At 67.3% G+C, this 14,718-nt stretch carries 9 protein-coding genes; 5 read left to right on the forward strand and 4 right to left on the reverse strand.

Annotated elements, in window-relative coordinates; all coding sequences use genetic code 11:
- The first annotated feature begins 42 nt into the window (after window positions 1-42).
- On the forward strand, window positions 43-1,638 hold the full coding sequence (locus ACWEVR_RS12265) for a flavin-containing monooxygenase (protein ID WP_452466981.1): 1,596 nt from the start codon (window positions 43-45) through the stop codon (window positions 1,636-1,638).
- Here the strand turns inward: ACWEVR_RS12265 and ACWEVR_RS12270 are convergent.
- Both ACWEVR_RS12270 and ACWEVR_RS12275 read right to left on the reverse strand, forming a co-directional pair.
- Window positions 1,580-2,587 carry a hypothetical protein gene (locus tag ACWEVR_RS12270; RefSeq protein ID WP_452466982.1) on the reverse strand — a complete coding sequence of 336 codons (1,008 nt, stop codon included), beginning with the start codon at window positions 2,585-2,587 and terminating at the stop codon, window positions 1,580-1,582. The two genes, ACWEVR_RS12265 and ACWEVR_RS12270, sit on opposite strands and share 59 nt — an antisense overlap.
- On the reverse strand, window positions 2,584-5,322 hold the full coding sequence (locus tag ACWEVR_RS12275) for an HAD-IC family P-type ATPase (protein ID WP_452467028.1): 2,739 nt from the start codon (window positions 5,320-5,322) through the stop codon (window positions 2,584-2,586). The genes ACWEVR_RS12270 and ACWEVR_RS12275 overlap by 4 nt, the downstream gene beginning before the upstream one ends.
- Window positions 5,323-5,769: 447 nt before the next feature.
- Between ACWEVR_RS12275 and ACWEVR_RS12280 the strand changes: the two genes are divergently transcribed.
- Window positions 5,770-8,982, forward strand: coding sequence for a beta-phosphoglucomutase family hydrolase (locus tag ACWEVR_RS12280; protein WP_452466983.1), 3,213 nt, complete (start codon window positions 5,770-5,772; stop codon window positions 8,980-8,982).
- Between the two features lie 108 nt (window positions 8,983-9,090).
- Here the strand turns inward: ACWEVR_RS12280 and ACWEVR_RS12285 are convergent, their stop codons facing one another.
- Entirely contained in the window at window positions 9,091-9,663 is a 573-nt protein-coding gene (locus ACWEVR_RS12285) for a DUF1254 domain-containing protein (protein ID WP_452466984.1), read from the reverse strand.
- Between the two features lie 199 nt (window positions 9,664-9,862).
- Window positions 9,863-11,248 (reverse strand): MBL fold metallo-hydrolase, encoded by a 1,386-nt coding sequence (locus tag ACWEVR_RS12290; RefSeq protein WP_452467029.1) that lies wholly within the window; start codon window positions 11,246-11,248, stop codon window positions 9,863-9,865.
- 561 nt (window positions 11,249-11,809) lie between these two features.
- Between ACWEVR_RS12290 and ACWEVR_RS12295 the strand changes: the two genes are divergently transcribed.
- The 3 genes from ACWEVR_RS12295 (at window position 11,810) to ACWEVR_RS12305 (ending at window position 14,700) form a co-directional block, all read left to right on the forward strand.
- On the forward strand, window positions 11,810-13,882 hold the full coding sequence (locus tag ACWEVR_RS12295) for an MMPL family transporter (RefSeq protein WP_452467030.1): 2,073 nt from the start codon (window positions 11,810-11,812) through the stop codon (window positions 13,880-13,882).
- Between the two features lie 85 nt (window positions 13,883-13,967).
- Entirely contained in the window at window positions 13,968-14,237 is a 270-nt protein-coding gene (locus ACWEVR_RS12300; RefSeq protein WP_067487809.1) for a metal-sensitive transcriptional regulator, read from the forward strand.
- Window positions 14,238-14,292: 55 nt separating this feature from the next.
- Window positions 14,293-14,700 carry a DUF302 domain-containing protein gene (locus ACWEVR_RS12305; RefSeq protein WP_067487807.1) on the forward strand — a complete coding sequence of 136 codons (408 nt, stop codon included), beginning with the start codon at window positions 14,293-14,295 and terminating at the stop codon, window positions 14,698-14,700.
- The last annotated feature ends 18 nt before the right edge of the window (window positions 14,701-14,718 follow it).

A 14,718-nucleotide genomic window follows, 5' to 3' on the forward strand; every position in this document is an offset into this window, starting at 1 on the left:
GGAATCACCAGAGATCACATCTTGGACAGGAGTTTTCACATCATGCGCTGTGAGCCGAAAACCGAACATGCTCCGCACGATTCGGCGGTGGATCTGGACGTGCTCGTGGTCGGCGCCGGCCTCTCCGGCATCGGCATGGGCCACTACTTGAAGACGCAGCTTCCGGACAAGTCCTTCCTGCTGCTGGACGCGCGGGACAGGATCGGTGGAACGTGGGACCTGTTCCGCTATCCCGGCATTCGATCGGACTCCGACCTGCAGACCTACGCCTACGAATTCAAGCCGTGGGCCCACGACTCGGCGATCGCGGACGGCGACGACATCCTCGATTACCTGGCCGAGGCCGTCGACGACGACGAGCTGTCACCGAACATCCGATTCGGGCACAAGGTGCTCAGCGCGGACTTCTCGACCGACGAGGCCCGATGGACCGTGCGCGTGCAGGTGAGAAACGACCAGATCGTGACGATGACTTGCAGATTCCTGTTCAGCGCTGCGGGTTACTACTCCTACGAGCAGGCGCACGCCCCGCATTTCGCCGGGCAGGAGGACTTCGCCGGGCAGATCGTCCATCCGCAGTTCTGGCCCGAGGACCTGGACTACCGGGGGCGACGGGTGGTGGTGATCGGCAGCGGAGCGACCGCGGTCACCCTGGTTCCGGCGCTGGCCGCGACCGCGGCCGGCGTCGTCATGCTGCAACGGTCACCGAGCTATGCCCTGCCGCTGCCTGGTACCGACTATCTCGCGGTCGCGCTGCGGACGGTACTTCCCGATGCCACGGCCTACCGCGTCGCCCGGCGCCTCAATATCGCGCGCCAGCGATTGCTCTGGGAGTTGAGCAGGCGGCATCCGGCGGTGACCCGTCGCCTGATCCGCGCGGTGAACAAGGCGCTGCTGCCGCGCGGGTACGAGGTCGACGTGCACTTCAACCCCCGCTACGACCCCTGGGACGAACGGCTGTGCGCCGTCCGCGACGGCGACCTGTTCAGGGCCATCCGCGAGGGAAGCGCCGAAGTGGTCACCGACCACATCGACCGGTTCCTCGAACACGGCATCGCATTGACGTCCGGCAGGCGGATCGACGCGGATATCGTCGTCACCGCGACCGGTCTACGACTGCTTCCCTTCGGCGGCATCCAGCTGAGCAAGGACGGCGCGCCCGTCGACGTCGGCCAGACCATGGCGTTCAAGGGAATGATGCTCAGCGGCGTACCGAACTTCGCCTACGCCATCGGCTACACCAATTCGTCGTGGACGCTGAAGCTGGACCTGGTGTGCGAGCATTTGTGCCGCCTGTTGCGGCTGCTCGACGAGCGCGGCTACGACACCGTGGAACCGGTAGCCGACCCGTCGATCGAGCATCGTACGATGCTCGACTTCCATGCCGGTTACGTGCGCCGGGCGGCGGGCGCGCTCCCCAAGCAGGGCACCTCCGGCCCATGGACGGTGACGATGACCTACGCCTCCGACGTCGCGCGCCTGCGCAAAGGCCCTGTCGCGGCCCCGGCCTTGAGATTCGGTCGCCACCAGGCTGATTCGGCCGCTACCGCGCGTCGGGTTCCACCGGCCGCGCCCGAGATCACGAGGACGGACCGCGACGCCCGGCCGCCGTCAACGCGATCAGCGCCGAGCAACTGACCCATTCGTTCGACGTCCGGCGACTGGTCGGTCCCCAACTGACCACCGAGGACCCGCCACCGGGGTGCGCGGAGCTGACCCGATAGAACTTGGCCTCCGCGGGAAAACCTTCGTCGGGCAAGCGCTTCGCCTCGAGTACGTCGAGAGCCTCGGCGCAGCGCGGATCAGCGATCGACCCTGACTCGGCCAGCACTGTCAACGCGAACAGGATGTCGTAGTGCCAATAGCACGGGAAGTGCAGCTCGAGAAAGGACCGATCGATCACCGAGCCGTCGGTGCGGCGGCGGAACAGCCGACGTCCGAGGAACAGCTCCGAGGCACGCAGGACCGCCTCACGGGCCTCGGGATCTCCGGTGGTGCGGGCATAGGCGTTCAGAGCCCGCAGCGGGACGAGGCTTTCTCCGAAGGACGACACGCGACCGGTCGCTCGCCGATCACAGTTCCAGCCACCGTCGGGCCACTGAGCGTGGAGCAGACGAGCGGCAAGGCGATCGACCCGCTCGTCCGCCAGCCCCAACCGCGGCAGCGCCCACACCAGATTCCCCTCGATGGACGCGTGCAACGTCGGCAACTCCTGGTTTCGAACCCGGCCGATATAGCGCCGCTCGTACTCCGGCGACAGCAGCCAGCCCAGGGCTTGCTCACGCAACGGCACCAAGGAATCATCACCCGCCGGATACCCGAGTTCGGCCAAGGAGACCAGCACCCAATGCGCCCCTCGCCATTTCGCGTTGTAGGGATGGAAGGGCAGTGTGCCGTCGGCCAGCCGTTCGGAGAGCAGACGCCGCACGCGCGCGCTGCCGGGAACCGCCGCGGCCGCCGTGGCAACTGCGGGATCAAGCGGCGGCACGCCGAGCACCCCGAGGAGAGTGCGCCAACGGATGGACGGCTCCTCGGAGTGGAGTAGCCGTGTCACGATCGGTCCGCGCGCACGGCCGATCGTGCTCATCGTGCGTGCCCTCGCCGCACGCGTTTGTCCACCGCGACCACAAGACTCGCCGCGACGGCGATAAGCAGGATCCGCAGCCACGCGTCGCCGCTGATGGGCGCGGTGTCGAAGACGGTGTTCATGGCGGGCACGTACGTGAGCGCGAGCTGACCGACCAGCTGACCGGCGACGCCGACGATGAGCCACCGATTGGAGAAGAACCCGAGCCGCCACGCCGAGCGAGTGAGTGACCGGCAGCTCAACAGGTAGAACGCTTCGACCAGAACGAAGAGATTCACGGCGGCGGTGCGGGCCTCGGGAAGGCTTGCCCCCTCGGCGAGTTCCCACTGGAACAGCCACCACGAGCCGGCGACCAGAAGCGAGGACACCAGCAGCACCCGCGCCATCAGCGAGCGGGTCAGCAACGGTCGATCCGGTGCGCGCGGTGGCCGGGTCATGATGCCCGCCTCCTTGGGTTCGAACGCAAGCATCAGTCCGAGGGCCACCGCGGTGGTCATGTTGATCCAGAGGATCTGAGTCGGCAGGATCGGCAGTGCCGCGCCGAAGACGATCGCGGCGAAGATGACCAGGCCCTCGCCGATGTTCGTCGGCAGTGTCCAGGCGATGAACTTGGTGAGGTTGTCGAACACGCCGCGGCCCTCTTCGACCGCGGCTTCGATCGTCGCGAAATCATCGTCGGTGAGCACCATGTCCGCGGCGTCCTTGGCGACCTCGGTGCCACCGAGCCCCATGGCCACGCCTATCCCCGCCTGCCGCAGCGCCGGTGCGTCGTTGACTCCGTCACCGGTCATGGCGACGACGTGCCCGCGAGCCTGGAGGGCCTCGACCAGTCGCAGCTTCTGCTCCGGCGAGACTCTGGCGAAGACACTCGCCCGTTCCACCGCCTCCGTGAACTCCGCACCGGACAGCGCGGCCAGTTCGGTGCCGGTGAGCACCCTGCCCTCGGCGGGCTCGTGCCGGTCCAGCAGACCGACCTGACCGGCGATCGCGGTGGCGGTGCCTGCATGGTCGCCGGTGATCATCTTCACCGCGATCCCCGCCGCATGGCAGGCGGCCACCGCGGCGGGCGCCGCCGCCCGGGGCGGATCGACCATGGCCTGTAATCCGGTGAAGATCAGTCGATTCGAGAGCAGCTCTTCGTCGAAGTCCGCCGGGACGACATCGTTCGAGCAGGCCACCGGCAGCATCGCCGTCGCCAGCACCCTCAGACCTTGCCCCGCCAGCTCCGCGGCGGCGTCGAGCACCGCCACGCGGTTCACGGGCGCGGCAACGCCTGTGCCGTCCAGATGGAAGGCACACAAGGACAGGACCCGTTCGACCGCGCCCTTGACCAGTACCACTTGTCCCGACGAGTCCGCACTCGTCGCATCACCGTGCAGGGTCGCCATGTACTGCCGCTCAGAACTGAACGGGATCGTCGCGTGTCGTGGCAGTGCCCGCGCTACCACGCCTGGGCCCAGCCCGGCCTTGGCGGCGGCTACCAGCATCGCTCCCTCGGTGGGATCGCCCACGACCTGCCACCGCCCCTCGTGCACGGTCATGGCCGCGTCGTTGCACGCGGCCCCGCCCAGCAGCGACCACCGCAACGCCGGGTGGGAATCGAGTGCGGCCACGTTGTCGTGCGCATCGTGGACGAAGCCTTCCGGCGCATAGCCGAGCCCCGTGACCGCGAACCGGCCTTCAGGTGTCCACACACCGGTCACCGTCATCTGATTCTGGGTGAGGGTTCCGGTCTTGTCCGTGCAGATCACCGTGGTTCCGCCCAGCGTTTCCACTGCGGGCAGGCGCCGGATCACCGCACGCCGCCGGGCCATCCGGGCAACGCCGATGGCCAGCGTGATCGTCACCGCCGCCGGAAGTCCTTCCGGGATGGCGCCGACCGCGAGCGCGATCGCGGCGGTGAAGGTTTCGGCCGCGTCCTGCCCGCGCAGCACACCGACTCCGAAGGTCAGCGCGGCGAGGACGAGGATTGCCACGGTCAGGATCCTGCTGAACTGGGCGAGCTTCGTCGTCAGGGGCGTATCCAGCGTCTCCGCCGCACCGACGAGCCGGTGAATCTCGCCCAGCTCGGTTTCCGCGCCGGTGGCCACCACCAACCCTGTTCCACTACCGGTCGTTATCAGCGTCCCCGAGTAGGCCATGTTGTGCCGATCCGCGACCACTGTCGGCCCCGGCAGCGCCCCGTCGTCTTTCACCGTCGGAGCGGACTCACCTGTCAGCGCCGACTCGTCCACCCACAGTTCGGCCACCCGGACGAGCCGCAGATCGGCGGGTACTTTGTCGCCCGCCTCGAGCAGGACCAGGTCCCCTGGCACCAGTTCCTCGGACGGGACGGTCCGCCGTTGTCCGTCGCGCACCACGGTCGCCTGGGTGCGCACCATCGACCGCAGTCCTTCGAGGGCAGCTTCGGCCTTGGCCTCCTGGATGAATCCGACCACCGCGTTGATCAGTACGACACCGAAGATCACCGCCGAGTCCACGTATTCGCCCAGCGCGGCGGTGATCGCTGCGGCCGCGATCAGGACGTAGATCAACGGGTGGCGGAACTGGCGCGCGATCCGCACGACCAGCCCGGCCCCCTCTGCCGCGGGCAAGCTGTTGTGCCCGAAGCGTGCCAGGCGCTCGACGGCCTGCTGATCGGTCAGACCACGGTGTGGATCAGTCTCCAGCCGCAGCACGACCTCATACGAGGTCAGTTCGTGAAGCGCGGCTGTCGACGACGGCGACGTGATGATCGGCAAGTCGACTCCTCCTCAACGCCGAGCGCGATTCGGCTGGCAGCGGTAGACAGCAATTCGACCACCGCAGCGGGTACCGATCGCAGGGGCTTTCGTCCTGCGGCCGGGTGCCGTTGGGCATTCGATCCCTGACACCGGCCGCGACACACCATCGGTGCGCCGTCCGCCCGGCCCGAGTAGGTGAAGGGCCGTGCGGCCCAGCAGACGTGGACTTCCGGCACTTCCCGCCCTTCCGGCCACATCTCAGACTGAGACGACGACCCGGTCCGACCAGGAGGTACTCATGTCGCTCACCCGCGGCCAAGATCCCGCTCCCACGCCGCTCCACGACGGCGCCGGATCAGCGACGACGGTGCGCTGGCCCGAACCGAGCCCGCTGCAGGGATGGTGGGACGAGGTGATGAGCTCGGCGAGGCGAGGTCCGAAGCGACCATCCGCGTGGGCATGACAGAGCTCCCCCGCACCGCCAACGGCTACCGCGCGGTCGTCTTCGACATGGACGGCGTCGTCACCGACACGGCGACGATTCACGCGGACGCGTGGAAGGCCCTGTTCGACGAGGCCTTGCCCGCGCTCGGCGGCGCCGACCTGCCACCGTTCGATTCCGATCGCGACTACCACGACCTGGTCGACGGCCGCAGCCGCGAGGAGGGCGTCCGAAGGTTCCTCGCGGCGCGCGGCATCGATATCGCGCCGGGGACACCCGACGACCGACCTGACCAGCTGACCGTGTCGGGCCTGGCCGCGCGCAAGCAAACGTTGTTCGCCGAGGCCCTGGCGCGTGCGGGAGTACACGTCTTCGCCGACGCCCGGCGACTCCTCACGGGCCTTCACGCCGCGGGTGTGCCAACGGCGCTGGTGACCGCGAGTCGCAACAGCGCCGCCGTGCTGGCCGCCGGCGGCATCGCCGAGATGTTCGCCGTCGTCGTCGACGGCACCGACGCACTACGACTGGGCTTGGCGAGTAAGCCGGATCCCGCGATGTTCCTCGAGGCCGCCCGCCGCCTCGGCGTAGACCCGAACGAGGCCGTGGTGCTCGAAGATGCCACCGCCGGCGTGCAGGCGGCCGATACCGGCGGATTCGGGCTCGTCATCGGCGTCGACCGCACGGGCGCCGGCGCCGCGCTCGACGCGGCGGGTGCCGATGTCGTCGTCACCGATCTGGCCGACCTACCCCTGGTTCCCCGCCCAGGCTTCCCGCCGAGGCCTCAGCCGCGGTGGTGCGGTGGCGCCACGACCGCCGAACCGGGCGGCTGGAACCTGTTCTACGACGACTACGACCCCACTCAGGAAGGCACGCGGGAAGCACTGTGCACCACCGGTAACGGGTACTGGGCTTCACGCGGGTCGATCACGGGCTGCAGCATGGACGGCGTCCACTATCCGGGCACGTACCTCGCCGGCGTCTACAACCGCACGATCTCCCGGATCGCCGATCAGACTCTCGAAACCGAGCACCTGGTCAATGCCCCCGACTGGACCTATCTCACGGTCAGGACGGCCGACGGAACGGCGCTGACGCCGGGGGCGCCGCAGATGCTGAGCCACCATCAGAACCTCGACCTTCGCGCGGGTGTGTTGACCACTATCGATCGTTACCGCGACGACGCGGGCCGGCGCACCCGGATCACCGGTCGGCGTTTCCATTCGGTCGCCGAAAGACACCTGGCCGCTGTCGAACTCACCATCGAAGCCGAGAACTGGGCAGGGTCGGTGGTCGTCACCTCGGCCATCAACGGCCACGTCGGCAATCGCAACGTGGCGGCGGACCGCGCCCTCGTGACCGACCACCTCGTGGCGGGCACTCGTCAAGAGCTCGACCCGGAAACCGTGCTCTACGAAACGAACACGACCCAATCCCGCGTCACGATCGCGACAGCGATCCGGACGCGCGTCGCCGACACCGACGGCATCGATCGCACGGCGCTCGATAGCGACCATCTCGTCGGCCACGAGATCGTCGTACCCCTGCGACCCGCGATCGCGGTCAAGGTGGAGAAGGTCGCGGCGGTGGCAACCTCGCGGGACCGCGCGTTGTCGACGCCGGCTACCGAGGTCACCGCCCGCATCACACAAGCTCCCGATATCGCCACGTTGCTGGCGGCGCACGTTGCCGGGTGGGCGCAGCTGTGGGATCGGTTCGGTATCGACCTCGGTGACGGCCAGGACGACCGGCTCGCCTTGAACCTGCACGTATTCCATGTCTTGCAGGCGACCATCGCCGCCCATCCCGACATCGATGCGGGCCTACCCGCCCGAGGACTGCACGGCGAAGCCTATCGAGGTCACATCTTCTGGGACGAGCTGTTCGTCTACCCCATGCTCACCCTGCGCCGTCCTGAACTCACCCGCGCCTTCTTGCAGTACCGGCATCGCAGACTCGACCGTGCCCGCGACGCCGCCCGCGCGGCGGGATTGTCCGGCGCTCTGTACCCGTGGCAGAGCGGCAGTGACGGCCGCGAGGAGACACCGACCACGCTGTTCAACCCACGCAACGGCGAATGGATGCCGGACAACTCGCGCCGCCAGTGGCACGTCGGCCTCGCGATCGCCTACAGCGTCTGGCAGTACTACCAGACCACCGCCGATCTCCGCTTCCTGATCGATCACGGCGCGGAGATGCTGATCGAGGTCGCACGGCTGTTCAGCGCGCTCGCCGTCCACGACCCCGGCGACGACCGCTTCGATATCGAGGGTGTGATGGGGCCGGACGAATTCCACGACGGGTACCCCGATGCTCCCGGCCAGGGCATCCGCAACAACGCGTACACCAATGTGCTCGCTTCCTGGGTGCTGCGACGCGCTCGCGAGGTACTCGCTCTGCTCGACGGCGTGGATTGCGGACCCCTGTGGGAGCGGCTGCAGCTCACCGCCGAGGAGCCGCTGCGCTGGGACCGGGTCAGCCGCCGCCTGCGCGTCCCCTTCCATTCAGACGGGGTCATCAGTCAATTCCAGGGTTACGAGGAACTTCGCGAATTCGACTGGGACGGTTACCGTACCGCCTACGGCCACATCGAACGTCTCGACTTGATTCTGCAGGCGGAAGGCGATACGACCAACCGCTACAAGGTTTCCAAGCAGGCAGACGTGCTCATGCTCTTCTACCTGTTCTCCGCCGAGGAACTCCGTGACGGCTTCGAGCACCTCGGGTACGCGCTACCGCCCGAGCTCATCCCGCGCACGGTCGACTACTACATGGCCCGCACCAGCCACGGCTCCACCCTGAGCCGCCTCGCCCACGCCTGGGTGCTCGCTCGCACCGACCGCACGCGATCATGGGGCCTGTTCGCTCAGGCCCTGCGCGCCGACCTCGCCGACACCCAGCGCGGCACCACAAGGGAGGGCGTGCACATCGGCGCCATGGCGGGAACCGCCGACATGGTGCTGCGCTGCTACAGCGGCATCGAGACCCGCCACGACACACTACGATTGCATCCGGTCCTGCCCACCGAACTCGACAGCACCGAGTTCACGGTCTCCTATCGAAGACAACCGATCACCATCACCGTCACCCACAACCGGGTCACGCTGCGCCTGCACCCCAGCGCAGCGCCACCCATCCGCCTCTGCGTCGAGGATGTGGAGCGCACGCTCGGGCCCGGGCAGACCTGGGACGTACCGCTGCCCTGCGACACCGCGGTTCAGGTCGACGCCTGAGGTCGCGCGCGGACGTGGAGTCACGCGGGTTCGATCTCCGGAACCGTCCACGCGGCCAGCTCTACCAGCCGCGGCCGGTAGAGCCGCCTCACCCCGCCGCGGTGCCGATCAGGTGATGACCGGGTCGACCTCCCCAGCGCTGCCGAACGACCTGGTGAAGCCGTTCATCGTCCTGCCCAGTGCCAGCAATGCCTCGCATACCTGTTGATGGCTGGCACGGTCGTAGTCGGGATAGTCGAATTCTCGCTGCGGCCCGACATCGAGTGTCAGACCGTCCTGGAGCCGGTGCACTTCGGCGAGATCCCGCGCATCGTGGGGGTCGAAGAGGATGCGCGCGGCGATCACGAGATAGTCGGTGCCGAATTCGCTCCGGTTCAATGCGTAGGAGCCGGGCTGGTGGATCACCCGATTGATGTAGTGGTCCTGGTTGATCACCATCACCGACAGGTACCGCGTCCCGGCGTCCGGGACGACGAGTGTCGCTCCGGCCTCCGCGATCGAGACGACCGCGACCGAGTACAACGTGTCGCGATTCTGGCGGATGACCGGTTGCTCGTCGAGCGGAGCCAGGTCACGGTCGTGATGGAACACACCGAGCCCGCCGATGATGGGCAGCATCTTCATGAGCATCGTGTTCGTCTCGACCTTGGTGAAGTTGTCGACGTCGACCATTGTGCTCATCTGAGACTCCTCGCTCGACCGGACCGGTGCATTGCAGCCTCACACTCCCTCGTGCTTTCTTCCCTCACCCGCAAGAGGTGAAAACCATAAGGGATTCGACGATCAGGATCGCCGGCGCCACGTATCGTTCGCTGGCTTATAAGGAGTGCACCGCCCTTCGCCCTCAACGGCGAGCGATCGGCCGGCAGCGTTGCCGAAGTCAGGCCGTCGCCGGCGCCCGGTGATCGATCCACGCGTTGTAGCCGCCGACCAGGTCGCTGACCTGTTCGATGCCCAGCGAGCGAAGCAGTGACGCTGCGACACTCGAGCGCCATCCACCCGCGCAGTGCACCACGATCGGCACCCCGGTAGGCAGCTCACCGATCCTGGAACGCAACTGTGCCAACGGAATGGGCTTCGCTTCGGGGATGTAGCCGAACTCCCGCTCGCCGGGATTGCGGACGTCGACGAGGACGACCCGGTCTGCGTCGAGCAGCTGCCGTAGCCGCTCGACGGTCGTTCGCGGTGCCGCCTGCACGAGATCCGCCAGCTCGGCGGGGAAGACTCCGTCGTGGTCGACCGTGAAGTAGCCGACTGCTTCGTCGGACCCGATGCGGGCCAGTCGCAGCGCGGCGTCCTGTTCTTCGCCGGGATAGGCGATCAGTACGATCCGGTCACCGATCCCGGCCACCATTCCGCCGGTTTCGGCGAAGCGGCCGTCGAAACCGACATTCACCGATCCACGCAGATGCCCGGCGGCGAAATCCTCAGGGGTACGGGCATCGAGGATCACTGTGTTAGAGGCCGATTCGTCCCGAACCTGCCGCGCGGTGAACGCCGGAATCGCACGGTGCGGATCCAGCACCGCGCGCTTGCCCTTGTTGAGGGCCGCGTCGACGTGGAAGTACTCCGGGACCGCCGGCTGCCCGTCGGTGATCAGCGCGACGAAGGATTCCTCGCTCATCGGCCGCACCGACGGATTGGTTCTGCGCTGCTCCCCGATCGTCGAGGTCAGCTCCGCGGACAGGTTCTTCCCGCACGAGGAGCCCGCACCGTGCGCGGGCATGACGATCACCGAGTCCGGCAGGGCCAGCAGAGTCTCGTGGATGGTCCGGTACATCGCTCGCGCGAGGTCGGTGGTGGAGCCGTCGCCCAGGTTGACCAGGTCGGGTCGCCCCACGTCCCCGATGAAGAGCGAGTCACCGGTCAGCACCGCCGTCGGCCGGGCCGTCGGGTCTTCGCGCACCAGCAGGCTGATCGATTCCCAGGTGTGCCCGGGAGTGGACAACACCTCCAGCTCGACCTCGCCCAGCGAGACGCGTTCGCCGTGCGCGAGCCGGCGGATCGAATAGGCGGTCTCGGCCGCAGCACCGAATCCGATCCACGCGCCGGTCGCCTCGAGCAGTTCGAGATGCCCGGAGACGAAATCCGCGTGGAAATGCGTGTTGATCACGCCTTCGATCGTCAACCCGAATCGCCGTGCGTCGTCGAGATACTCGGTGACATCGCGCCGCGGATCGACGACGACGGCCCGGCCGGTGCTCTCGTCGCCGATCAGGTACGAGGCATGGGACAGGCATTCGAGGTAGTACTGCTCGAGAATCATCACGCTTCCTCCATTCCGCGACGACACGTGCTCGCTGCCGCTGTGGACAGGTTGCCATATACCCCCTAGGGTATGCAAGTACCCCTGGGGGTATCTTTGGTTTCACCTTCCCACACTTCCCAGGAGGAGCTCATGTGCTACCCCGTCACCTGTTCGACCTGCAAGAAGACCACGTGGGGCGGCTGCGGATCGCACATCGCCAGCGTGATGAACTCAGTACCCGCATCTCGGCGGTGCACCTGCGAGACACAACCCGAGCACACCGGCGACCGTGGAATCTTCGGCCGCATCCTGGGCCGCTGAGCACCCGAGCCGGGGGCACGATGAGCCGCCCGGCCGAGTAACGAGCGGCCACACCGCCTGAGGCGCCGCGCCTCCACCGATTCCCTACTCCTCGGGGCGAATCGCGCCCGAGAATATACCCCCTCCCGTATAAGGAGTCTTGTGTTGAGCAGCAATACCCCAACCGTCGGCGAGCAGACCCCGACGACATCGAAACGCGGGCACGAATCCGCCCCGCCGGGGCGGCCAGGCGGTGCGCTGGCCGGCTGGGGGGCGCGGATGGCCACGCACACGAAGTGGGTTTTCGGTGTGTGGTTGATCGCGCTGGCCGCCCTCGGCGCCGCGGCACCGAGCGTGTTCGACGCCCTGGCGGGCGCAGGCTGGCAGGCCAACGGCTCGGAGTCCGTGCGCGCCCGCGAGCTGGCACAGCAGCACTTCGGCGGGAACTCCTCCGCTGCGGTGCAGGTAGTCGTACACTCCGACTCCGCACTGGTGTCCGATCCTGCGGTGCAGGAGGTCCTCACCGAGGCGATCGCCGTATTCCAGGGCGACGACCGCTTCGGTGAGGTCATCGCTCCTCGACCCGGGATGACGATCAGTCCGGACGGGCACACCGGCGTCATGATCGCCGGCGCCGCCGCGAGCACGGACGAGATGGTCAAGGCGGTCGACGAGCTCGGGAGCACGCTGAGCGCACTGTCGACCGACGACATCGGGGTCTACCCCACCGGCGCGTCCGCATTGTGGAGCGAATTCAACAAGGCCAACCACGATGCCATGATCAAGGCGGAGATGCTGTCCTGGCCGGTGACACTGGCGATCATGGTGCTCGCGTTCGGATCACTCGTCGCCGCGGGCCTGCCGCTGCTGCTGACTCTCGCAGGCCTGGTTGCCTCCGCGGGCGGCTTGGTGCTGCTCAATTCCGCCACGCCGATCTCGGTGTGGGCGATGAATTTCGCCATGATGTTTGCCCTGGCGCTCGGCATCGACTATGCCCTCTTCATCGTCGCGAGGTTTCGTGACGCGCAGCGAAAGGCTGCGGATACCCGTGCCGCCGTGGCCGAGACAATGGACACGGCGGGCAAGGCGGTGGTCCTGTCCGGCCTGACCGTGCTGGTGAGCTTGTCCGCGGTGTTGCTCGTCCCCGCGCCCGCGGTGCGGACCATGGCCGTGGGTATCATGCTCGCCGTCGCTTTCGTCCTCGCCGCCACGCTGACACTGCTTCCGGCGGCATTGGGCGCGCTCGGCCCGAAGATCAACGCCGGATCGTTGCCCTACGCGACCCGCCAGCAACACCGGTCGCCCCGGTTCGAATCCTGGGGCAATCTGCTGCACAGGCACCCGTGGCCCTTCGCCATCGGTTCCCTTCTGGCCCTGACGGCGTTGGCGATCCCGGTACTCGGCCTGAAAGTGGCCATGCCTTCGATTCAAGTCGTGCCCGCCGATGCTTCGGTGCGCCAGGGCTACGAACTGATTCAAGCCCAGATGGGCGAGGGAGCGCCCGGCATGTTCCAGATCATCGGCCCCACCGCCGATGCCGAGGCGATCACCGCCGCCGCGAGGGCAACCGAGGGCATCGCCATGGTCACCCCGCCGATGCCGAGCACCGACGGCTCCGATCTTGTGATGCTCCAGGCGATTCCAGCTGTCGACCCGTCGGATGAGGCGATGGGCGCGATCCTCGATCGCTTGCGCGCCGATCTGCCGACGCGGGCACTGGTCGGTGGCGCCCCCGCGGAGAACCTCGACCTCCAACAAGCACTCGACGACTATCTGCCGGTGATCATCGGTGTCATCCTCGTGCTCGGCTTCGTTCTGCTGCTGGTCGCGCTCCAGGCTCCCCTCATCGCCGTCCTCGGAACCGTGGTGAGCCTGCTCTCGACCGCGGCGGCGTTCGGCGTAGCCAAGCTGATCTTCCAAGACGGCCACGGGGCGAGCCTGCTCGGCTTCACCCCGCAGGGCTTTCTGGACGGCTGGGGCCCGGTGTTCTTCTTCGCGATGATCTTTGCGATCGCGATGGACTACACGGTGTTCCTGCTCGCGACGGCGAAGGAGCACTATGAGGAATCAGGCGATCCGAACGTCGCGCATGTCATGGGCCTGGCGCATTCGGGCCGCATCATCGCGGCCGCCGCGGCGGTGATGGTCGCGGTGTTCTTCACCTTCGCGCTCGCCGAGCCGTTGCCGCCCAAGGAGATGGGAATCATCCTCGGCGTCGCGGTGCTGCTGGACGCGGTGTTCATCCGCCTGATCCTGCTGCCGGTACTGCTGCGCTTGACCGGTCACGCCGCCTGGTGGACACCCGCCTGGTTACGCCGCGCGCTGCCGAAGATCAGCTTTTCGCACGGCTGAGAAGTCAGATCATGTGTGGTGCGGGTTACCGCACCACACATACCCCCTGGGGTATAGTGGAGTCAGGTACGAGAAAGGAATCGTCATGGTCGGAAACGACGAGAGTATCGCGCTGGTCCTCAACCGGCTGCGCCGCGCGCACGGGCAGCTCGCCGGGGTGATCTCGATGATCGAGAACGGGCGCGACTGCAAAGATGTCGTCACGCAGCTGGCGGCGGTCTCGCGCGCACTGGACAAGGCCGGGTTCAAGATCGTCGCCAGTGGACTACGCGAATGCCTGGCCGGCGACGCCGCCGACGGCAAGGAACCCATGAGTGAAGCCGAGCTCGAAAAGCTCTTCCTCGCCCTGGCCTGACAGAAACCGCAAGCTCCCGACCACCAACCTGGACCGACGAGAGCGGAGATCACCGATGAACCTCGCAGTGTCTACCACGTTGACAACATCCTTCGACGAAGCCGTGGCGCGGACCCGAGCGGCCTTGCAGGAACAAGGTTTCGGCGTACTGACCGAGATCGACATGCAAGCCACCATGAAGGCCAAACTCGGCACCGACATGGAGCGGTATCTGATCCTCGGCGCCTGTAATCCGCCGCTGGCGCACCGAGCTGTAGAGGTGAACCGGCAGATCGGATTGCTGCTGCCGTGCAATGTGATCGTGCGCGAGGATCCGGCCGCGCCGGGCACGGTTCACGTCGAGGCAATGAATCCGCAACTTCTCGTGCAGGTCACCGATGAACCCGCGCTCGCGCCGATCGCCGACGACGCGGGCCGCCGCCTGCAGTCCGCGATCGATGCATTGACCACCGCCGAAGACTGACCGCGAGAGCGCCGGGCC

This window comes from Nocardia sp. NPDC003979 (genome assembly GCF_053605015.1).